A 23050-nucleotide genomic window follows, 5' to 3' on the forward strand; every position below is an offset into this window, starting at 1 on the left:
CTATCTTCGCACTCCTTTCTAGCTTTTTTTAGAATAATCCCTCTCGCGCGGTGGAATCAGACTGACATCCACTTCTTCATATTCGAATCGAGGTGCCTCTTTCGGGCCTTCGAAGTATGCTTTAGTCGTCTTCAACCATTCTTCATCATTACGTTCTGGGAATTCAGGTTTGTAATGGGCGCCGCGGGATTCATTTCTGTTGTAGGCACCGATTGTGATGACACGTGCAAGTACCAGCATGTTCCATAATTGACGCGTGAAGAAGGCGGCTTGGTTACTCCATTTCTTCGTATCGTTGATATTTATGCGCTGATAGCGTTCCATGAGTTCAACGATTTTTTTGTCCGTTTCAAGGAGTTTGTCGTTGTGGCGGACAACTGTTACATTATCCGTCATGAGTTCACCAAGTTCCTTATGGATGACATAAGCGTTTTCATCGCCGTCCATACTCATGATGGCATCGAAATTCTCCTGTGCCATATTGACATGTTTTTCATAGAGGGAATCATCAAGATCTTCATATGTGCTATCAAGACCTCTGACGTATTCTATTGCGTTAGGTCCGGCTACTGTTCCGCCGTATATTGCCGACAGGAGGGAGTTCGCTCCAAGCCTATTACCGCCATGCTGTGAATAGTCACATTCTCCTGCAGCGAAAAGTCCAGGGATATTCGTCATCTGGTCGTAGTCGACATACAGACCACCCATTGAGTAATGAACTGCCGGGAATATTTTCATCGGCACTTTACGTGGGTCATCACCTGTGAATTTCTCGTAAATTTCTATGATTCCGCCCAATTTAACATCGAGCTCGTGTGGATCTTTATGTGATAAGTCGAGGTACACCATATTTTCGCCATTGATGCCGAGCTTCTGGTTGACGCACACATCGAAGATTTCACGTGTGGCGACATCCCTTGGCACAAGGTTTCCATAATCTGGGTACTTCTCTTCCAAGAAATACCAAGGTTTGCCATCTTTATAAGTCCAGATGCGTCCCCCTTCTCCTCTGGCCGACTCACTCATCAACCTGAGCTTATCATCTCCCGGTATTGCAGTCGGGTGAATCTGGATAAACTCCCCATTTGCATATACTGCACCTTGCTGATAAACGACTGAAGCCGCAGAACCAGTATTGATCATGGAGTTCGTCGATTTTCCGAAGATGATTCCAGGGCCACCTGTCGCCATTATGACTGCATCAGACTTGAATGTCTGAATTTCTGCACTCGTTATCTGTTGTGCTGTAATTCCACGCGCACGCCCCTCATCGTCAAGGACGACTCCAAGAAATTCCCAGCCTTCGTATTTATTGACGAGGCCGTCTACTTCAAACTTCCTGACCTGCTCATCCAGGGCATACAGCAACTGTTGCCCAGTCGTTGCACCAGCATAAGCTGTCCTGTGGTGAAGCGTTCCACCGAAGCGTCGGAAATCAAGCAATCCTTCATTTGTCCTATTGAACATGACTCCCATACGGTCCAGCAGGTGGATTATATCCGGCGCTGCATCAGTCATCGCCTTGACCGGAGGTTGATTGGCCAGGAAGTCTCCACCGTACACCGTGTCATCAAAGTGGATTGCTGGAGAGTCACCTTCACCTTTAGTGTTGACCGCCCCATTGATGCCACCTTGGGCACATACGGAGTGAGAACGTTTCACTGGCACTATAGAAAACAGGTCCACTTCGGCCCCTGTTTCAGCCGCTTTGATCGTCGCCATAAGACCGGCAAGTCCGCCCCCGACAACGATAATTTTGTCATTAGCCATTCTGTCCACTCCTTAATTAGATAAATGCCAATATTGCTTGAATGCCGATGAAGCTGACCACTACGAAGATGACTGCTGATACATAGCTCATCATACGCTGTGATCTATCAGATTGTGTGAAGCCCCATGTAATCATGAATGCCCATAGACCATTGGCGAAGTGAAATACAGTCGCAATGATTCCAACGATATAAAATATTAGCCATGCTGGATTGTTTACAATCTGATGTACCAAGTCAAAATTAACTTCCGCTCCAAAGAACACCTGCACCCTTGTCTGGAACACGTGGATTGCAATGAAGATAAATGCAATCACACCGCTGATCCTCTGAAGTGCAAACAGCCAGTTTCTGTATGTACTATGGAAGCCATAACCTTTTCCGCCTATATTATACTTCGCAGTGAAAGCGATGTAGATTCCGTAGACGCCATGAAACAGAATCGGAAGATAGATTACAAAAATCTCCAAAAACAGAACAAAAGGCAGACTTGCCATGAATCCGGCTGCAGTATTGAACGCTTCTTCACTACGTGTTGCAAAGTGGTTGACGACCAAGTGCTGAATAAGAAATACACCCAGCGGAATTACACCCAGCAACGAATGAAGCCGCCTGATCGCAAAACTTGAATCTTGTTTTGACACTCGAATTCCCCCCTAACTCTCCAATGAAATAAGTTTATACAAACACCATTTTACTCTCAAGAATTATATAAATCAAGGCGACTTGACGTGTTGCATAAAAAAGATCATGCCCATTCGAGTGCTGCTGTTCAGTCTTTCAATGTTTCCAAAATGCGTTTTGCGATCGGCGCAGGTATGCCTATCTCAGTAAAGTCTGCCACTTCCTTTTCACCCATGCGTTTAATTGAACCGAAGTGGCTCAGTAATTTCTGTTTGCGTTTTGGCCCCACACCTTCAATACCATCCAATCGGGAGGTCACGGATGTCTTCCTTCTTGTATTGCGGTGGAAGCTGATTGCGAACCTGTGCACCTCGTCTTGTATCCTTTGCAGAAGATAGAATTCCTGTGAATTCTTTTTAAGCGGTATGATTGATGCATTATCGCCATAGAGGAGTTCGGCCGTCTTATGTTTGTCATTTTTGGCCAACCCCGCTACTGGGATGTCCAAAGATAATTCATCGAGGAGGACGGATTTGACGGTATTCATATGACCCACACCGCCATCCACTATAAGTAGGTCGGGCAATGGTAATCCTTCTCTAAGAACACGTGTGTAGCGTCTTCTGACCGCTTCAGCCATGGACGCATAGTCATCTGGCTGGGTGACGGTCCTTATTTTATATTTCCGGTAATCCTTCTTGCTCGGCTTTCCATCGACGAAGGCCACCATGACGCTGACCGGGTCGACACCTTGTATATTCGAGTTGTCGAAGGCTTCTATGCGCACAGGCGTTTCGATATTGAGTGCTTTCCCAAGTTTCTCTATCGCTTTTACGGTTCTGGCCTCATCTTTTTCAATCATCTCGAACTTATTGCTAAGTGCTATCTCGGCGTTCTTCGTTGCAAGATCGACCATTTCGCGCTTTTGACCCCGTTTGGGCTGTATAACACTGACAGGCAGGTACTCTGCAATGACTTCATGTTCCAGATGACTCGGTATATGGACTTCCTTTGGCAAGAGATTGGATTTCACATCATAGAATTGGGCAATATACCTGAAAAATTCTTCTTGGGGCTCATCATTTATTGCGAACATATCTGCTTTCTTCTCAATGAGGTTGCCATTTCTTATCAATAGTACTGATACTGCCATCCACCCTTTGGATATGCTGTAACCGAAGCAGTCGCGTGCAGTCATATCCTTGGTCATCATCTTCTGCTTGTTCATTGTAGCCTCTATATGTCCAAGCAAATCCCTATATTCCTTAGCCTGTTCAAACTCCAGGTCTTCGGAAGCTTTCTGCATCTTATCCTTCAATTCGTCCGTTATCTGTTTGGTATCTCCATTAAGGAAACGGGTTATACCATCAATCATTTCTTTATATTGGTCCTGACTGACATCGTAGACACAAGGACCGAGACATTGGTCGATGTGATAATAAAGGCACAGTCGATCCGGCATTGTATTGCATTTCCTGAGCGGGTAGATCCTATCGAGCAACTTTTTTGTCTCGTGCGCACTGTAGGCATTGGGATAGGGCCCGAAATAGGTGCCGGAAGATGGCTTGACTGTACGGGTGACGATAAGTTTAGGATGCCTCTCCTTTGTGATTTTAATAAAGGGATAACTCTTATCATCTTTTAGGAGTATGTTGAACCTTGGGTAATGCTTCTTGATGAGATTGAGTTCAAGCAGTAGTGATTCGACTTCGGAATTGGTTACTATGAAATCGAAATCTTCGATTTCTTTTACAAGACGCATCGTTTTCTCATCATGGGCTCCGGAAAAATAGGATTTGACCCTATTGCGGAGATTTTTCGCCTTGCCGACGTAGATCACGATGCCATGACGGTCTTTCATCAGATAACAGCCCGGTTCAGTCGGCAGGACGGACAATTTCAATTTAAGTTCTTCCATAATCATCCCTCATGTTGAATTAAATGATAAAAAAGCCGCCTCAGAGGGCGGCTCATTCATTATGCGTGTTTTTCAATAAGTGCTACAAGCTGTTCTTTTGGTTGGAAACCAACGACTTTATCTACAGGCTCCCCATCTTTGAACAGGATGAGCGTCGGAATGCTCATGACTTCATATTCGCTTGCTGTAGCCTGGTTATCATCAACGTTAAGTTTGGCGATGTCTGCTTTGCCATCCACTTCTTGGGCCACTTCTTCGAGTACAGGTGCAATCATTTTACAAGGTCCGCACCATGGTGCCCAGAAATCCACCAATTTAACGCCGCTGTTTACTTCTTGTTTGAAATTCTGGTCGTTCACTTCGATTATTGCCATTTGAAATTCCTCCAATAAGTTGAATTGTGAGTTGATTATATCATGCACGTTCAGCATGCTCAATTTTACTGCCTATGCCAAAAAAGCTAAATAGACAATGCCACCCAAAAACATGATGACACCAATCACAATCAGCACTTTGGCGAGTTTATACATATCAAAATTATCCATCAGACCACCTACTTCATCTCAACGATCGTTACACCGAAGCCACCTTCACCAGGCATGCCACCCCTAAAGGATTTCACTTTGGAATGGGATTTAAGGAACTGCTGCACACCTTTTTGCAGCGCACCGGTCCCCTTCCCATGAATGATTTCAACTTCATTGTAATTGGAGAGCAGGACCTGGTCAAGATAACGATCGAGTTTCTGGAGCGCTTCTTCATAGCGTTCCCCCCTCAGGTCAAGCTCCCTCTTCACCGGTGTTTTCCCTACCCGGCGTGATACGGTACGCTGCTGTTGCTTTTCCTTCTTCCTCTTCTTGACCTCATCGAGGCCCACCTTCATTTTGATGATACCCATCTGTACAGTGACGGAGTCATCATCCGCTTCAAGCACTTCACCCTTTTGGCCATAGGACAAGACATCCACTTCGTCTCCGCGTTCGATGTGCTCTTTTTCCTTAGCGCGCTCCTTCTTACGGATATCCTCCTGATGATAACTGTCAGACAATTGTTTTTTCTGTTCTATCATTTCATGTTCCTGTATATCCGCACCGCGTTGCTTCATGTTCTCAAGGGTTTGGATGACAGTCTCTGCGTTCGCTTCTGCCTGTTTGATGATGCGGTTGGCTGATTCGCGCGCCTCTTTTCTGATCTTTTCTTTATATTCTTCATGACTTTCCATATATGCATCCAGTTCAGCATGAAGCTGTTCAGTTTCCTTCAGAAGCCGCGCAGTCTCTTCCTCATTTGCCCTGGCAGTCTTCGTATGCCTCTCAAGTGCTGTAATCATTTCATTGACATCTTCCGAGTCGCGTCCGGCAAGGGCCCGTGCCCGCTCAATGACACTCTCTTCCAAACCGAGTTTATTGGATATCTCAAAAGCATTGGACTTGCCGGGGATCCCCATGAGAAGACGATATGTCGGGGAGAGCGTCTCCACATCGAACTCTACACTTGCATTAATGGTATCTTCCCGTGTATAGCTGAACGACTTTAATTGAGGATAGTGCGTTGTCGCTACTATGGTCGACTGCTTTGAAAGCAGATATTCCAAGATGCTGATGGCCAGGGCCGCCCCTTCTTCAGGGTCTGTCCCCGCCCCTAATTCATCAAGGACTACAAGACTTTCCCCATCCGCTTCTTCGAGTATCCCGGTGATATTCGTCATATGACTTGAAAACGTCGAAAGAGACTGTTCGATGGATTGCTCATCCCCGATGTCACTGAATACCTTACGGAACAGCTTTAGACGGCTGCCGTCCCTCGCTGGTATGGGTATGCCGGACTGGGCCATAAGCACGCTCAGACCAAGTGTCTTCAGTGTGACTGTCTTACCGCCGGTATTCGGTCCCGTTATGATCACAGCACGCGTTTCATCATCCATTATGATATCATTTTTCACCACTTCATCCGCCGGGATGGACGGATGGAATGCCGCGGGCAGATAAATGCCACCCCCAGTCATGATATCCGGTTTTGTACCATTGATGCTTTTACCATAACGCGCTTTGGCGAATACCAGATCAATATGGTGGAGTGCATCATCGGTCATGGATAATTCACTGCTGACTGTAGCGACTTCAGCAGACAATGCATAGAGGATACGCTCCACTTCAGATTGCTCCTCATCCTTCAAATGTTGGATCTGGTTCGTCATCTGAACGACAAGCATGGGCTCCATATAGACAGTTTGGCCACTCGCTGATATATCATGCACGATGCCATTGAAATCCCCTTGATGTTCAACCTTTACGGGCACGACATACCGGTTATTGCGCATTGTGATGAGGCTATCCGATAACTTCTTCTGGTTGTTGCCGCGGATGATATCATTCAGGCGTTCTCTTATCTTACCTTCTTCAGCCTTGATTCTGCGGCGGATTCTAAGAAGGGCTTCGGACGCATGATCCAACACTTGATGGGCGTCACATGTCTCAGAAATTCTACGGTATAGGAAATGGATATCGGGAAGGCCGTTAATATAAAGGGGCAGATGCATAAGATTGATCTCATCCGCCTCAAACTCGTCGAACACGCCCTCCAGCGTATGTTTACGGTTCAGCATCATCCGTATTTCATTCAATTCTGAGACTCCAAGCATACTGCCTATTTCCGCCCGCTTCAGATGACGTTTGATATCAGTGATGCCTGAGAGTTCTACTGCCCGGTACCTCAGCATCGTCGATGCGTCATCAACTTCATCGATCATCTGACGGACGAGTTCTATATCGGTGGATATGATATCCTCACTGATGGCCTGCTTCGTCTTCTCACTCTCGGCCAGATTGCCCAAATCAGCGAGTATCTTATCGAACTCTAAAGTTTTTATTGTTCTATCATTCATTTTAAAACCTCTGTTTTCCATTTTTGATCCATTCCCGGAATCTTTCCCTTGTGAACGTATTGATCACCTGATCTTTTTTCACCAGACCTTTTTGCAGCGTAGCGATACCGTACTCCATAAAGTCCAAGTGATCTGTATGGTGGGCGTCCGTATTGACCGTCAACATCAGACCGGAATGGCGTATCACATCGGAAGATAGATCCAAGCGTCTTGGGTTAGCGTTCACTTCGAGCACTGTCCCTGTTTCTTTCGCCTTTTTGATCAAACGTTCCATATTAACGGCATAACCATCTCTTTTTCCAATGAGTCGTCCAGTGGGATGGGCGATATGTCTGACGTGTGGGTTATCACACGCTGCTTCCAGACGCTTCATGATTTGTTCTTCAGTCTGTTGGAAACTGGAATGGATGGCAGCAATGACATAATCCAATTCACCGAGTATATCATCATCAAAGTCCAGGCTGCCATCTTTTAATATATCCATCTCGGTGCCGGTGTAAATATCTATTTCTGGATATTTCGGCCGCAAGCTCTTCACTTCTTCAATCTGTTGCCTAAGTCTTTTCTCATCCAGTCCATTCGCGACTTTAAGGCTCTTCGAGTGATCTGTGATGACCATATATTCATAGCCCTTATCAATGCATGCTTCAACCATTTCAGAAATCGAATGGGAGCCATCACTGTAGACGGTATGCATATGCAAGTCACTTCGAATGTCTTCTGGGGCTACAATTTCACTCACATCCATATCCACCTCTTCTCCTGACTCGCGCATCGCTGGAGGGATATAGGGTAGATTGAAATGATTGAAAAAGTCTTCTTCAGAAGAGAATGTAAGCATTCCACCGTCTTTTTCGATACCATACTCACTGATTTTCTCACCCCGTGATTTGGCAATCTGCCTCATCCTCACGTTGTGTTCCTTGGAGCCGGTGAAATGGTGGAGTGTGGTATGGTACGCACCAGGAGTTGTGAAACGGATATCGACATTGATCTGATCGAAATCGTAATCGGCGACTACGGAGAGCTTGCGCTCCCCTTTGGCGACCACCTCTTTTATGAACGGCAGTTTCAAAAATGTCTCCGTTACCTGCTGCAAGTCATCTGCTTCCACGATAAAATCCAAGTCCTTGCTCATTTCCTTATAACGCCGGGCACTACCGGCGATATCAAACCGCTTGACCCCTTCCAATTCTTTTAATGCATCCGTAATCATCATTTTGAACTTCTGAATTGTTTCAATGGGATGGCGTTCAGGACGCGTGAGTAATTCATCGATACCTTTTATGATGTTTTCTTCAGTCTTTTTCCCGAAGCCGCTCAAAGCACTGACATTGCCGGCCTCGCATTCTGTCCTCAGGCCTTCTAAAGTAGTTACACCAAGTTCCTTATGCAGTTTTGCTACTTTCTTAGCCCCAAGTGTCGGGAGATGGAGCAGTTGGATCAGCGACGCGGGAACAGTCGACTTCAGATCTTCGAGCATAGTCGAGCGGCCGGTATTCACATACTCTTCAATAACTTCATTGACCCCTTTACCTATACCTTTCAGCTCTGAGAAGTCTTCGATTTCAGAAAGTGTCCTTGGATCCCGCTCTATAGTACTTGCAGCCTTGCGGTAGGCGGAGACCTTAAACGGGTTTTCCAGGGCTAATTCCATGTAGGTCCCTATAGTTTCAAGCAGATTGATTATGTCCTTCTTAGTCATGTCTACCTCCTAAAAAAGAGCCATATCGCTATGACTCACTCTGTAACCATTCTATGAATTTTTCGGAAAGAATAAATGTGTTGTCCAGCAGGAATTGAGCCAAACCGGACTCCCCTACCATCGTTTCGATGAAGTCCAGCGGCACTAGAGCAATCATCGTCAAGAAAACTGCCAGTATATAGATCATTTCCATCAGACCGAGCAAAGTGCCCACTATATCACCAACTATACCGAACACACTAATCTGTTGTAGGTAATCGAATGCGCTGACGATAAGTTGGATGATGATTTTAGAGATGATGAAGATGATGAAAAAAGCGGTCATATTATAAAACGCATGTTCGGCATTCGCCAATTCCGGCATAAGGGGATTGGTAAGCGTATCGGAAGTTGAAGGATAGGGCATCACCATATCGAAGCGTGCAGCCAGCTTCTCATAGTTTTTAGCGGAGATGATGATGGCCGAGAGTGTACCAATCAAGTGGAGCAGTTGGAGGACCATTCCTCTTCTATATCCTATCACCATTCCTGCAATCAGGAGTATCAGCAGTATGAGTGTCATGATATCATTTACCCTGCTCTTCCATCTCTTCTATTAATGCCTGATGCTTCTCAAGCAATTTGACATACTCATCCATGACGTTCACTGCTGTGAGTACTGCCTTTCGCGTTGTATCCAAACCCGCATTCTTCGCTCCAATTTCCTGGATTTTCTCATCCACGAGCCTCGCTACATAGCGAATATGCTGAGGGTCTTCTTCCCCAACCAAGGTATATTGTTGATCATTGATTTCGACAGCAATGCGGTTTTTATATTCTGCCATCTGACATTGCCTCCCCGTAAAAATTTCGCTTCCCATATGTTATCATTAATTTATTATACTTATGTAATCAATGTTATACAAGTATATGCATAAGAAAAAACATAAAGGTAGGATAGCCATGAACTATGACACTATGAATACAATCGGCAGCGATGAAGCTGGGGTCGGCGACTACTTTGGGCCGATGACAGTCTGTGCCGCCTATGTCCCGAAGGATAAAGTCGCACTCCTCAAAGAACTTGGCGTAAGGGACTCCAAAAACTTAAGCAACAGCACAGTAAAGAAAATCGCAGGCGACATCATACATATCGTCCCGTACTCCCTTGTAATACTCGATAATCCTTCCTACAATGAAAAGATTGATCAGGGATGGAATATAGTCAAACTTAAGGCAGTGCTCCATGATCACTGCATCAAAAATGTCCATGAAAAATTGACGACTGACTGGAAGGAGACATTGGAAGCCATTGTCATCGACCAGTTCACATCTGAAAATGCATATCGGAAATATGTCCCCCACCCTTTCCGTGAAGATTTGATATACCAGGAAACGAAAGCGGAATCCAAATCCATCGCGGTGGCCTGTGCAAGCATACTGGCACGCAGCAAATACCTGGAACAGATGGAGAACCTGAACCGCAACCTAAAAGCAGAGGTGCCACGCGGTGCAAGCAGCAAAACCGATGTCTTCGCTGCCAAGCTTGCAAAAAAGCATGGTTTGGGATACCTTGATGACATCACTAAAAAACATTTCAAGTCACGTCAAAAAGTCATCGACCTGATTAACAGCAGAAATCATGGCTGACGATATTATTTGTATGGTGCATTTCAAAAAGAGTAAAGATGCCTATGGCGACATCGTCCGCCATAGGCATCTTCATTTATCATCTGATATGTGCACCTTGTGCTTCCAGTGCTTTGACAACCGGATTGTATGAATCTTCCACTTCCGCATCGGTCAGTGTTTCCTCTTTATTCAGGTATACGAGCCTCAAGGCGATTGATTTGCTCCCTACTTCCAGATGCTCACCTTCATACACATCAAATACAAATACATCGTGAAGGTATTTTCCAGCCGTTTTCTGGACCGTCTCAACAAGGTCCCCAGCATGTGTCTCAGAAGAGACCACCAGCGCGATATCCCGGGTAATGGACGGGTATTTCGACAACTGCTGATAGATGATCTCCCCTTGGGCCTTCTCAAGCAATTCACCCATGCTGATTTCAAATACCGCAGCACTATCCAGATCATTCTCATTTGCATACGCAGGGTGGACTTCACCTACGAATCCGATGACAGTATCATTCTCGAGAATGATGTCTGCTGTTCTGCCGGGGTGCATCTCGCTTAAACGCGAAGATGGTCGATAGGTGATATGTGCAGACATGCCGAGTTTCTCAAACACCGTCTCCACAATGCCTTTGGCTGCATAGAAATCTGCAGGTACTTTAGTTCCGAGCCAATCTGTACGGTGCATATCACCCGTCACTATACCAGCAAGCATTTCTTTTTCCAACGGAAGTTCCGCTTCTCCACGCGGGATGAATATCCTGCCCATTTCATACAGTTGGACGTCTTTTTGTTGGCGGTTGCTGTTATATACTGCACTATCAATGAGATGAGGCACCAGACTGGTGCGCAGCACCGCATGATCTTCACTCATCGGCATCAGAAGGTCCAATGTTTCGTCGATTTCCGTAAATTGTCCGGCTTGACTACGGCTTGTCAATGCATAGTTGACTGCCTGCGATAAGCCAAGCGATTCCAGTTGATGTCTTATGACCCGGACCTTTTTCTGGACATCCGTCAATTGCCCTGGAGTAATCTTCGAATACTCGGGGAGTGAGCTCGGCAAAGCATCATAACCGTATATTCTTGCGATTTCCTCTGTGATATCTGCTTTAATCTTCAAGTCATCGCGCCTTGACGGTATCGATACCGTCAATATCCCTTCTTTTTCCGAGGCAACAAGCCCCAACTTACCCAAGACATCGGTAATCTCTTTGACGGTCAGATCCATGCCTAACCGATTATTGATGTAGTCTTCTGTGATTTCTATCGTGGAATCTTCTACGTCCAGTTCACCTGCTGAGATGACTTTCGACGTGGCTTTACCACCTGCATATTTCTGCAGGAGATAAGCTGCGCGGTCGAGTGCCTTCAGTACAAATTCATGGGAGACACTCTTCTCAAAACGCGATGATGCTTCACTGCGCAAGTTCAGGCGATTGCTTGTCTTACGCACGGAAAATGCATCAAAGACTGCCGATTCGATGACGACGTCGGTCGTGTTCTCCGTGACTTCAGAAAATGCGCCACCCATAACACCGGCCAGGGCAATCGGCTCGTTGCCATTGGTTACAACGATGTCACTCTGCTTGAGGGTCTGTTCCTTACCATCCAGAGTCGTCATCTTTTCGTTTTCCTTGGCGTAGCGCGTCACAATCTTATCAGAGCCAATCTGTTGACGGTCGAACATATGCAATGGCTGTCCAAATTCAAGCAGCACATAGTTGGATATGTCGACGATATTGTTGATCGGACGGAAACCTGCTTTAATCAGACGTATCTGCATCCAGACGGGTGAAGGATAAACTTTGACGTCTTCGACCACCCGGGCAGCATAGTAGGGGACTGCCAGATCATCTTCATTATCGACACTCAATTCAGCATCATCACCGAGATGCGCATCATCAATACCATATTCAGGGAGTGAAACCTCTCCACCGAATAGAGCCCGCGCTTCATAGGCGACACCTATCATGCTGAGGGCGTCCTTGCGGTTTGGAGTCAAGTCGAATTCCATGACCTGATCATCGAGGCACAATGCCCGAAGAGCATCTTCGCCGGCAGTTTTCTCCTCTTTAAAAATGAAGATTCCATCACGATATTCCGACGGCACCTGATCTTCATTGATGCCAAGCTCCTCAAGCGAGCATATCATTCCTTCCGAGACTTCACCGCGTAGTTTTGCCCGTTTGATTTTCACACCACCAGGGAGTCTGCCGCCGACTTTACAGACGATGACATAGGAATCGGGAACTACGTTAGGAGCTCCGCATATTATCTGGTTTGTCCCATCCCCTGTATCGACTTGACATATCTTAAGGCGATCTGCCTCAGGATGCTGCTCGACTGACTGGACATGGCCGACCACCAGGTTTTTGATTTCTGCCGTATAATCCTTCAGTTCGTCGACTTCGATACCACCGCGTGTAATCTTTTCAGCCAATTCTTCCGCAGGAACATCGAGTTGTATGAACTCCTGCAACCATTCTTTAGATACTTTCATTCTTTGCACCACCATCTTCTGTCACTTTGAACTGATTGATGAACCTCAAATCATTTGTATAGAAGTGTCTGATATCTTCTATACCGTGTTTCAGCATAGCTATCCTATCAGGCCCCATGCCAAAAGCAAAGCCGGAGTATTCACTGGAATCAAAGCCAGCCATCTCAAGAACATTAGGATGAACCATTCCTGCTCCGAGTATTTCTATCCAACCAGTATATTTGCAGACATTACATCCGTTACCCTTGCATTTGAAGCAGGAGATATCGACTTCCACACTCGGTTCTGTAAATGGAAAATAACTTGGGCGTAGGCGTATTTCACGCTCTTCCCCAAAGATTTCCTTGGCGAAAAGCTCCAAAGTGCCCTTCAAATCACTCATATGGATATTCTTATCGACCACCAGGCCTTCAATCTGGGTAAATTGGTGACTATGCGTCGCATCATCACTATCCCTACGATAAACTTTCCCGGGACAGATTATCTTGACCGGACCCTTTCCTGCCCGGGATTCCATCGTGCGCGCCTGGACAGGTGAAGTATGTGTTCTGAGCAGCATCTCCTCAGAAATATAAAAGCTATCCTGCATATCGCGTGCAGGATGTGATTTTGGCAAGTTGAGCGCTTCAAAATTATAGTAGTCGGTTTCCACTTCATACCCTTCTGCTATTTCATAGCCGAGACCTATGAAGAAATCCTCAATATTTTCGATGATCAAACTGAGGGGATGTGGACTGCCCAAACTAAAATTGCGTCCTGGCAGTGTAACATCAATCGTCTCTTCCGCTAATTTAGCCTCAAGCGCTTCAGCCTCAAGTGTTTGGGTCTTCTGTTCGATAATTTCTGTTATATGGTTGCGTGTTTCATTCACTGCCGCCCCAAACTGAGGACGCTCCTCTTTGGACAAGTTCTTCATTTCCTTCATGAGTCCTGTCACTTTGCCTTTTTTCCCTAAGTATTCCACTTTCAACTGCTGTAGACTCTTTAAATCTTCTATATGGGCCACAGCCTGATCGAATGATTCCTGGACTTGCCCTATTTCTGATGTATCCATCATTTCACTCCTAAAATATAATAAAAACCCCGCCCTTCATCAAAGGACGGAGTTTCCGCGGTACCACCTGATTTTCTGCATGACAATACAGACGCTTATGGAAAGATAAGGGATTGACCCATTGCTCCATCTGCCAGGTGAACCCTGATCTCATCCGTACGCAGCATTCCAGTCCATGTGCTGCGCTCCCTGTTTCGGAATTATAGATCATTTATGTCCGGCTTCATCTGAAGCATCGTATTCATCTTATAAAATCATTATAAATCAAACTACCGAAAAATCAAGCTTTGAAATGATGCATAATAATGCTTCCGGCAACCGCCACGTTCAGACTTTCACTATCGCCAGGCATGTCTATCTTCAGTTTCTGATCGACCAATGAAAGTACTTCTTCTGAAACGCCACGCCCTTCATTACCAAGCACCACCATAACGGACTCCTTGGGTGAACGAGTATCATCGAGCAGTACTGCGCCATCGATGGCAGTTCCCATCACAATACCCTGAAACGCATTAACTGCGGCTGTAGGTTCTACTGTTTCGAGACGGATGTGAAAGAGGCTGCCTTGCGTACTCCTTAACACCTTATCGCTGAATGGATCCACCGTATCATGAGACAAAATGATGTGCTTGAATCCAAATGCATCCGCCGAACGGATCAACGTCCCCAAGTTGCCGGGGTCTTGTACACCATCAAGGAGCAGCGTATTGTCCTCCCCCACTTCAGGAGCCACATAGGACACAGCCGCCATGACTCCTGGCGGCGTATCAAGGGTGGATAAGGTTTTCATCACAGCCCGGCTGACGGTGAGCATCTCAATGTCCTCAGGTATCGGCAGAGCAAAATCGCATCCCTCCAAGAGTATCACAGTATGGAGTCTCTGGTGATATCTGACGGCTTCTTCAACCAGATGCTCCCCTTCTATCAGAAAGCGCTCTTCCTTTTTGCGGTATTTTTTCATCTGTAGTTTCTTGAGGTCTTTGATGCGCTTATTATCTTTTGAGCCGATGAATGTTGGTACTACCAAATGATTTCCTCCACAGCATCATCATTTAGCGACCGGACGATTTCCGTCACGAGGCGGACCGCGTTATTATAGTCATTCCTGTTCAGAATCGAAACATTCGAATGCATGTAGCGGAGCGGTACACCGATGGAGATTGACGGCACGCCTTCGTTGGATACATGGAATGCGCCTGAATCTGTGCCCCCGCCAGTGATCGCCGACCACTGAACTGGTATATCTTTTTCTTTGGCCAATTTCTCTACGTGGCGCCTGAAACCGACATGACCGATATTCGAACCGTCAAGTAGCAGAACAAGCGGACCATCACCCATCTTTCCGGTGCCGTCCTTTTCACTCATACCTGGCGTATCCCAGGAAATGCCGACATCGACTGCAATCGCAAGATCCGGCTTCACTTTGTTCGCTGCCACTTTGGCACCGCGCAGACCGACTTCTTCCTGTACCGTGGCTCCGCTGACAACATTGATGTCCAGATCCTCATCCTTCAATGACTCCAGCACTTCAATGGCTACGCCACAGCCGAACCGGTTATCCCATGCTTTTGCCAACAGATAATCCTTGTTGGCCATTTCTGTGAATTCACAATGAGGTGTAATCATGTCACCGACTTTGACCCCTGCCGATTCTGCTTCTTCTTTTGAAGCGACACCGATGTCTATAAACATCTCTTTCATATCGACAGGTTTCTTTCTTGCTTCTGGAGATAATACATGAGGTGGTTTGGAACCGATGACCCCTGTCAGCACTCCCGTTTCAGTCACTACATTCATCCTTTGGGAAAGCATGACCTGGTTCCACCAGCCACCGATCGGTGTGAATTTGATGAAGCCATTATCATCTATCTGCGTTACCATGAAGCCGATTTCGTCAAGATGCCCACCAATAAGCAGTGTGCGCGCACCATTTTTGGCATTTCGTTTGCCGAACAGCCCTCCAAGGTTATCTTGGATCAGCTCGTCACTGACTGGTTCCAAATATTTTTTCATGACATTTTTAACATCATATTCAAAACCGGAGATGCCATTTGCATCCGTTAGACTTTTCATCATTTCAAGTTGTTTATCCATAATCGGTCATCAATCTCCTTATAATTAATTGGTCGATTTCATTCTATCATAAATTATTTCACTTTTCGTAATATAAAACTTATTAATACACATTTAGCCTTTTAATTGTTATCATCAATAGGAGAAGCGTAAAGCTTGTAGAAGGAGGCGTTATAGTGATCGATATAAAACTATCCAGAATTGAACGTACAGGAAAAGAGTTGGATGTCTTGAAGAAGACATATGAAAGTGAAGAAGAAGCCATTGAAATCTATAATAAACTCACTGATGAATATGCAGAACAGACTTTGCCGTTCTTCGATGAGGATGAACCCCTCATCCGCTTGGACATCATGCCGCAGTCTGATGGAGATCAAGGGAATAAGGAACAGAAGGAATGCTATTTCGAGTACTCGGATGATCTGATGGATACACTCTATAAGAGAATATAGGCAGCATATGTAAAATGGCCGCTCCTGTTAGGAGCGGCCATTTTTTTAAGCATTATTTATTCAAAGCGTTTTTAGCTTGTGTAACGATTTCGCCGAATGCTTTTTCATCTGAAATTGCAATTTCGGAAAGCATTTTACGGTTGATGTCGATACCTGCTGTTTTAAGTCCGTTCATCAGACGGCTATAGCTCAATCCATGCTGACGTGCAGCTGCATTGATACGTGTAATCCACAATTTGCGGAAATCACGTTTAGTCTGACGGCGGTCGCGGTACGCATACTGGCCGGATTTTATTACCTGCTGTTTCGCTGTTCTATAAAGTGTGCTTTTCGCACCGAAATATCCTTTTGCCTGCTTCAGTACTTTTTTACGTCTTTTACGGGACGTTAAACCATTCTTGACACGTGCCATGTGTGATCCTCCTTAATTCGATTGATTATTTTATATATGAAAGTAGCTTTTTGATGCGTTTTTGGTCTGCTTTAGCAACTAGCGTCGCTTTTCTCAAGTGACGTTTCTGCTTTGTAGTCTTGTTGGCGAACAGGTGTGATGTGAACGCACGATGACGTTTGAATTTACCTGTTCCAGTACGCTTGACGCGTTTAGCATAACCTTTGTGAGTTTTCATTTTCGGCATGAGACTAACCTCCGGATTATTATTTTTTGTCAGTGATCGGTGCGACCACCAAGAACATTGAACGGCCTTCCATCTTAGGTCTTTGTTCAATTGTAGCAACTTCAGACAATTCATCTGCAAAGCGCTGGAGCACTTTACGGCCGATATCTTTGTGCGTGATTGCACGGCCGCGGAAGCGGATGGAAACTTTGACTTTGTCTTCCTTCGAGAGGAATTTCTTAGCCTGTTTCAATTTAGTGTTGAAATCATGGTCCTCGATTGTTGGAGAAAGCCTGATTTCTTTAACATTGATCACTTTTTGCTTTTTACGCGCTTCTTTTTCTTTAATCTGCTGCTCATACTTGAATTTACCGTAATCCATGATGCGTGCAACAGGCGGTTTGGCATTAGGCGCGACCAATACTAAATCAAGTTCTACGCGCTCAGCCATCTCTTGTGCTTCGCGGGTGGGTTTTACCCCAAGCTGTGAACCATCTTGTCCGATGAGACGAACTTCTCTGGCGCGAATCTTGTCATTGATTAATGTTTGATCTTTTGCTATCTTTGACACCTCCATATAGTTTGAAGACGAACAAAAAGGGCGGGCACATATATGCGCCCGCCAACCAGTAATGAGAAATTCTGGAATGGTAATATGCCAATCCGTCGTTATCTCACTGCGTGACCCGGTCACTACCTCATAGGTGTTTGCGGGTGAGAAGCGGGAGCTTCTTCTTGTCCGTTCTTATCAACTCTTATAATTCTACAGTCTTTCCCAGACTTTGTCAAGCAGTTATTTTTTCAGCCTGATTTCATCAACAAGTTCCCAGATGAAGTCTTCCCTATCATAAGTGTTCTGGTCCTTCTCGCCGTACTTTCTGACGTTCACCTGGTTCTCTTCAATTTCCTTATCCCCTATTACCACCTGATAAGGCACCTTCCTCATCTGGGCTTCTCTGATTTTATACCCAAGCTTTTCATTCCTATCATCGATGCTGACTCGCATGCCGTGGCTCTTCATTTCATCTTTGAGTGCACGGGCGTAGTCATAGTGCAGATCAAGGTTGACCGGAATGATTTCCACTTGCTGCGGGGCGAGCCAGAGTGGGAATGCACCTTTATATTCTTCGGTCAGGAACGCAACGAAGCGTTCCATGGTAGAAACTACTCCGCGGTGTATCACTACAGGGCGATGCAGTTCGCCATCGCTGCCCGTATAGGTCAATTCGAACCGTTCCGGCAGCAGGAAGTCCAACTGCACTGTTGATAGGGTTTCTTCTTTGCCAAGGGCAGTTTGTACTTGAACATCAAGCTTCGGCCCGTAGAAGGCAGCTTCCCCATCAGCCTCAGTGTACTCGAGTTCCATTTCATCTACTGCCTCTTTTAGCATCAGTTCCGCCTTATTCCACATTTCATCGTCATCGAAATACTTCTCAGTATCTTCAGGGTCGCGATAGCTCAGGCGGAATGAATAGTTCTCGAAGCCAAAATCGTCATAGACATCAATTATCAGTTGGACGACACGTTTAAACTCTTCTTTTATCTGATCCGGCCTGACGAACACATGGGCATCATTCAATGTCATTCCCCTGACGCGTTGAAGTCCGCTCACAGCACCACTTGCTTCGTATCTGTGCATCGTACCGAGTTCTGCAATCCGTATCGGCAGTTCCCTGTATGAGTGCTTGCTCGACTTGTAGATCATCATGTGGTGCGGACAGTTCATCGGGCGCAGCACCAACTCTTCCCCATTCATATCCATCGTCGGGAACATGTCATCCTGATAGTGTTCCCAGTGGCCACTTGTTTTATACAGGTCGACATTCGCCAGTACAGGTGTATAGACATGGTCATAACCTAAAGCAACTTCCTTATCGACGATGTACCGTTCGATTTCGCGTCTGATTGTTGCACCGTTAGGCAGCCATAATGGCAAGCCTGCACCCACCAACTGGTTGTTTTGGAATAATTCCAGGTCCTTACCAATTTTTCTGTGGTCACGTTCCTTACGTTCTTCCAATAGGTTCAAGTAGGATTTCAAATCTTTCTTATCAAAGAATGCAGTGCCGTATATGCGCTGCAGCATCTTGTTATTGCTGTCTCCCCGCCAATAAGCACCGGCTGTAGATAGGAGTTTGAAGGTCTTTATTTTTGATGTGGACGGAACATGTACACCGCGGCACAGGTCTGTAAACTCACCTTGCGAATAGACTGTTACAGTCTCATCCTCAGGAATCGCCTCGATGAGCTCCTGCTTATAGGGATCATCCCTGAATAATTCCTGCGCTTCATCCCTTGTGAGTTCCTTACGCTCTATTTCCACATTCTCATCTACAATGCGCTGCATTTCTTTCTCTATTTTTTCAAAGTCATCCGAGGAAATATTCTCGTCAGTATCAAAGTCATAATAGAAGCCCTCTTCAATTACAGGCCCAACACCGAATTTCACATCGCCGTAAAGGCGTTTCAGTGCTTGCGCCATAAGATGGGCTGTAGAGTGGCGTAAGACTTCAAGTCCTTCTTCGTCCTTATTGGTAATAAGCTGCAAATCAGCATCTCCATTAATCGGTCTTCGCAAATCATACATTTCCCCATTCACTTTTGCGGCAACGGCCGCTTTTTTCAAGCCTGGGCTTATGGATTGTGCAATTTCTTCCGGAGTCACACCCGACTGTAAATTTTGGACATTGCCATCTGGAAATTTTATTTCTATCTGCGTCATGTTTTCCATCCTTTCATCATCATAGTCTCACCAGAAAAAAATCGCCCCTCTACTAATAGAGGGACGATTGACACCGCGGTACCACCCTGATTCACGAGATATAACCCGCCTTCAGCCGGAGATAACGGTCCGCGCCGTCCGGGTTTTGGCCCGGCATATATCAAGGGAGTATCTCAGTCGTTTCATTATGCATGTTCCAGCACTTCATGCACTCTCTTTGAATGAATACGAAAAAGCATTGTCCTTGGCGTTTACTGATGGAATTATATATTGATTATACTGAAGGCCGATTCAATTATCAAGCCTCAACCGTTTCTGTAGTTTCTGCCTTCAAGCTGGACTTCTTCACATAATGAGCGCAACCGCTCCGTCATCCTTCGGGCTTTAGTCTCCTCCACACCGTTTTCCTTCGTCCGGCTATAACGATACTCCAGTTCTTCTATCGAATAGTTTGAACTGATGAACGTCGGTAGGCCTTCGACCATACGGTAGTGGAGCAGGCTTGTAATGACTTCATCCCTCACCCAAGGGGTCACATCTTCGGCCCCCAAATCATCAAGCATCAGCACTTGCGCCGTTTTCAGTGTCTTAAATTTGATATCCGTCGTCCCATCTTTGAAACCTGATTTGAGATCCCGGATGATTTCAGGTACATAGGCGATTATCGAAGAGACCGACTGTTCCTTCAATTCATTGGCGATGCACCCTAGCATATAGGATTTGCCGATGCCGAAACTACCATGTATATAAAGCCCTTTTGTCTTTTCCCCATCGATTATCTTTTTGCTTGCTGAAATTGCCTTTTTGATGATTTCCTGCCTGTTGGAGTCCCCATCCAGAAAAACCGTATCAAATGTCGCATTTTTGACATCTTTAGGTACATGATAGGATTCAATCATCTTCTCCTTTTCCCGGAAGCGGTCTTCTTTGATTTTTGTAGGACAAGGGGAATAGATTACATGTATCCGCCCGTCCCTTACATCTATCGAAGGTACATAACCTTGTGGATGGTTCACACACCCACTCAGCGAGCCACATTTCTCACAGGCTAAAGATTGTTCGGAGTAGCGTTTCAATTGAAGCAGATCATTTTTAATCATAGAACGCGTAATCTCATGCTCGCTGTTTTCGATCAGTTCTATAATGCGCGGATGCTTGATGAGCGATTCATAAAGGCGCTCATTATTCTCCTGCAGTTTCTTTGAGTTTTTTAAAAATTGGTTTATGGGTTCCATTAAAATCACCTAGATTTTCTGAATTCATCTATCATTCTTTGTAGCTCGGGATCATCTTTTGCTGTCTTTTGGGCAGGTGTTGTCTTTTTCTCACTGCCTTTTTTCGCATCATTTTTCTGTTTAGCGGATGGCTTATCCATCCATGCAGGTTTCTTTTCACCTTGGCGTTCTTTGCGTCCGCCTTTTTTCGAGTTGCGTTGCTTTCTGTATTCCATTATCGATTCATAAGCTTCCTTAGCCGAACGTATCCCCTTCTCCTCCCAGTCCCTTGCAATTTTCATTGTATACGGATAGTTCAGGTCTCCACCCTTCTGCTGATAAACATACTCAAGAAGTAGGTTTATGACACCGCCTGGAAGGCTTGTACGGGCAATGATGTCGGTGACAAGCTTCACGTCATTGTCGCTTGGCCGCTGGCCGCGTATATCATTCAGCCGGTCTAAGGGGTTAATGGATTCGAGCTGCTCTATATATGATTCCTTACCAGTGTTATCTTCAGCCGTCTGTTTCGCCGGACCATCAAATTTGGGGACTTTACCCTTGTTTTCTTTCTGATAGTATTTCCTCGCTTCATACTTCAACTGTTCTTTATCTATTCCTGCATATTGTGTTGTAGATGGCAATAGTATTTGTTTTATATCATAGGCATTAAAATTAAAAAGGATACTCAATTTAACGATAAGCATGCGTATTTCCTTAGTGAAGAAAGCACGGTCGATGCGTGTCCCTTTCAGATGTGTAAAAAGTACATCAAAGTCAAAGTCCTCAAGATCGACCTGCGGCCCTGCAGATTCGTTTTCCTTCCTGAAGGTTTCAGTGGGTACTTCGAAACCTTCACCACTCCCTGTGTGGAACACTTCGGTGAACTTACGCGTTACTTCGGTGAAGTTTTCCGGCATGGGCGGATATTGGAGTCGACCCTTCTTTTTATTGAAAGCCACAGAACCCACTTGGCCATAGAGATAGAGGCTAAGCATCGGATCTTTGAAGAAGGCATCTGGTGTGAGCGGCAACAACAGCTCGTATATGAAACGATCTTCATGGGCGTTATTGGACACGAACGTGCGGATAAGTCCAATCGCTTCAAGCTTCTCGAGTATACTTGAGAAGCCTGAGAGCGGCATGTTCAATTCATCCATTACTTCTCTGTGGAGTCTTGTTTCAAGTTTGCTGTAATGGTTTGAAGATTCCTGGAGGTAGATATATGAAATGGTCGCTTCCTGTCCAATCAGGGGGAGATACAGTTCATTGATGATGTTCAGATGGGACTTTTCGAACGATGATGGCATATAAACGATGAACTCGGTATTTGGTTTTAGTCTTTCATTGAAGTTCATTATCGTCACTGCCTTTAGCCAGATGCTTCAAGGTCTCCATGAGCTGGTCGATGTCCTTGAACTCCTTATAGACCGAAGCGAACCTTACATATGCCACTTGATCCAAGGTGATCAGCGCTTTCATGACATGTTCTCCGATATCATTGCTCGAAACTTCCGATTTATTCAAATTCCTGAGATCCGACTCTATCTGGGCTGCTGTCTTCTCCAACGTCTCATAAGAGATTGGACGCTTTTCGCATGCACGGAGCAATCCATCCATCAGTTTCTCCCGGCTGAAAACTTCCCTGTTTCCATCCTTTTTAACTACGACCAGCGGTGATAATTCCATACGTTCAAACGTCGTGAACCTAAAACCGCACTCTTCGCATTCCCTACGTCGGCGTATCGCAGACAGTTCATCGGTATGTCTGGAATCGACCACTCTCGAACTTGTATGATGACAATTCGGGCATTTCACTATGACCACCTCTTCCTACCCAGTTTGGTATACCATTATAATACATTGAACATAAAAAAAGAAGAAACTCCCGTTTCTTCTTT

Annotated in this window: 21 protein-coding genes; 2 read left to right on the forward strand and 19 right to left on the reverse strand. The window is 45.5% G+C overall.

Features of this window, described 5'->3' with window-relative positions; genetic code table 11:
• Nucleotides 1–18: 18 nt before the first annotated feature.
• From sdhA to zapA, 8 genes are all read right to left on the reverse strand, one after another.
• Nucleotides 19–1770, reverse strand: a complete 1752-nt coding sequence (gene sdhA, locus ACZ43I_RS06815) for a succinate dehydrogenase flavoprotein subunit (RefSeq protein ID WP_344702739.1) — start codon at nt 1768–1770, stop codon at nt 19–21.
• A 16-nt stretch (nt 1771–1786) separates the two neighbouring features.
• Entirely contained in the window at nt 1787–2413 is a 627-nt protein-coding gene (locus ACZ43I_RS06820) for a succinate dehydrogenase cytochrome b558 subunit (protein WP_344702735.1), read from the reverse strand.
• 128 nt (nt 2414–2541) lie between these two features.
• Nucleotides 2542–4311 carry an excinuclease ABC subunit UvrC gene (uvrC, locus tag ACZ43I_RS06825; RefSeq protein WP_344702733.1) on the reverse strand — a complete coding sequence of 590 codons (1770 nt, stop codon included), beginning with the start codon at nt 4309–4311 and terminating at the stop codon, nt 2542–2544.
• Nucleotides 4312–4370: 59 nt separating this feature from the next.
• A complete protein-coding gene (gene trxA, locus ACZ43I_RS06830; RefSeq protein ID WP_344702731.1) occupies nt 4371–4685 on the reverse strand; it encodes a thioredoxin in 315 nt (104 codons plus the stop codon).
• A 179-nt stretch (nt 4686–4864) separates the two neighbouring features.
• On the reverse strand, nt 4865–7195 hold the full coding sequence (locus ACZ43I_RS06835; protein ID WP_344702729.1) for an endonuclease MutS2: 2331 nt from the start codon (nt 7193–7195) through the stop codon (nt 4865–4867).
• Between the two features lies 1 nt (nt 7196).
• A complete protein-coding gene (polX, locus tag ACZ43I_RS06840) occupies nt 7197–8900 on the reverse strand; it encodes a DNA polymerase/3'-5' exonuclease PolX (protein WP_344702727.1) in 1704 nt (567 codons plus the stop codon).
• Between the two features lie 28 nt (nt 8901–8928).
• On the reverse strand, nt 8929–9462 hold the full coding sequence (locus ACZ43I_RS06845) for a CvpA family protein (protein ID WP_344702725.1): 534 nt from the start codon (nt 9460–9462) through the stop codon (nt 8929–8931).
• Nucleotides 9463–9466: 4 nt separating this feature from the next.
• Nucleotides 9467–9724, reverse strand: a complete 258-nt coding sequence (zapA, locus tag ACZ43I_RS06850) for a cell division protein ZapA (protein ID WP_344702723.1) — start codon at nt 9722–9724, stop codon at nt 9467–9469.
• 118 nt (nt 9725–9842) lie between these two features.
• Between zapA and rnhC the strand changes: the two genes are divergently transcribed.
• Nucleotides 9843–10529 carry a ribonuclease HIII gene (rnhC, locus tag ACZ43I_RS06855; RefSeq protein WP_344702721.1) on the forward strand — a complete coding sequence of 229 codons (687 nt, stop codon included), beginning with the start codon at nt 9843–9845 and terminating at the stop codon, nt 10527–10529.
• 79 nt (nt 10530–10608) lie between these two features.
• Here the strand turns inward: rnhC and pheT are convergent, their stop codons facing one another.
• From pheT to ACZ43I_RS06875, 4 genes are all read right to left on the reverse strand, one after another.
• Nucleotides 10609–13017 carry a phenylalanine--tRNA ligase subunit beta gene (gene pheT, locus ACZ43I_RS06860; RefSeq protein WP_344702719.1) on the reverse strand — a complete coding sequence of 803 codons (2409 nt, stop codon included), beginning with the start codon at nt 13015–13017 and terminating at the stop codon, nt 10609–10611.
• Nucleotides 13004–14071: a phenylalanine--tRNA ligase subunit alpha gene (gene pheS / locus ACZ43I_RS06865; RefSeq protein ID WP_344702717.1), complete on the reverse strand. Its 1068-nt coding sequence runs from the start codon at nt 14069–14071 to the stop codon at nt 13004–13006. Before pheS ends, pheT begins: the two co-directional genes overlap by 14 nt.
• A gap of 280 nt (nt 14072–14351) precedes the next feature.
• On the reverse strand, nt 14352–15098 hold the full coding sequence (locus tag ACZ43I_RS06870; protein WP_344702714.1) for a TrmH family RNA methyltransferase: 747 nt from the start codon (nt 15096–15098) through the stop codon (nt 14352–14354).
• The gene (locus ACZ43I_RS06875) at nt 15092–16165 is read right to left on the reverse strand and encodes a M42 family metallopeptidase (protein WP_344702713.1); all 1074 of its coding nucleotides are present in this window, start codon (nt 16163–16165) and stop codon (nt 15092–15094) included. Before ACZ43I_RS06875 ends, ACZ43I_RS06870 begins: the two co-directional genes overlap by 7 nt.
• Nucleotides 16166–16320: 155 nt before the next feature.
• Between ACZ43I_RS06875 and ACZ43I_RS06880 the strand changes: the two genes are divergently transcribed.
• Nucleotides 16321–16596 (forward strand): hypothetical protein, encoded by a 276-nt coding sequence (locus ACZ43I_RS06880; protein WP_344702710.1) that lies wholly within the window; start codon nt 16321–16323, stop codon nt 16594–16596.
• 52 nt (nt 16597–16648) lie between these two features.
• On the opposite strand, the gene rplT is transcribed toward ACZ43I_RS06880, so the two are convergent.
• The 7 genes from rplT to nrdR all read right to left on the reverse strand — a co-directional run bounded on the left by rplT (nt 16649) and on the right by nrdR (nt 22967).
• A complete protein-coding gene (rplT, locus tag ACZ43I_RS06885) occupies nt 16649–17008 on the reverse strand; it encodes a 50S ribosomal protein L20 (protein WP_344702706.1) in 360 nt (119 codons plus the stop codon).
• Nucleotides 17009–17033: 25 nt separating this feature from the next.
• Nucleotides 17034–17234, reverse strand: a complete 201-nt coding sequence (gene rpmI, locus ACZ43I_RS06890; protein WP_344702704.1) for a 50S ribosomal protein L35 — start codon at nt 17232–17234, stop codon at nt 17034–17036.
• Between the two features lie 19 nt (nt 17235–17253).
• On the reverse strand, nt 17254–17784 hold the full coding sequence (gene infC / locus ACZ43I_RS06895; RefSeq protein WP_344702701.1) for a translation initiation factor IF-3: 531 nt from the start codon (nt 17782–17784) through the stop codon (nt 17254–17256).
• A gap of 222 nt (nt 17785–18006) precedes the next feature.
• Complete coding sequence (thrS, locus tag ACZ43I_RS06900) at nt 18007–19935, reverse strand: threonine--tRNA ligase (protein ID WP_344702699.1); 1929 nt, start codon at nt 19933–19935, stop codon at nt 18007–18009.
• A 305-nt stretch (nt 19936–20240) separates the two neighbouring features.
• Nucleotides 20241–21170, reverse strand: a complete 930-nt coding sequence (dnaI, locus tag ACZ43I_RS06905) for a primosomal protein DnaI (protein WP_344702697.1) — start codon at nt 21168–21170, stop codon at nt 20241–20243.
• Between the two features lie 5 nt (nt 21171–21175).
• On the reverse strand, nt 21176–22507 hold the full coding sequence (locus tag ACZ43I_RS06910; protein ID WP_344702693.1) for a replication initiation and membrane attachment family protein: 1332 nt from the start codon (nt 22505–22507) through the stop codon (nt 21176–21178).
• On the reverse strand, nt 22494–22967 hold the full coding sequence (gene nrdR, locus ACZ43I_RS06915; protein ID WP_344702691.1) for a transcriptional regulator NrdR: 474 nt from the start codon (nt 22965–22967) through the stop codon (nt 22494–22496). The genes ACZ43I_RS06910 and nrdR overlap by 14 nt, the downstream gene beginning before the upstream one ends.
• Nucleotides 22968–23050 lie beyond the last annotated feature (83 nt).

It is taken from the genome of Salinicoccus jeotgali (genome assembly GCF_055379195.1).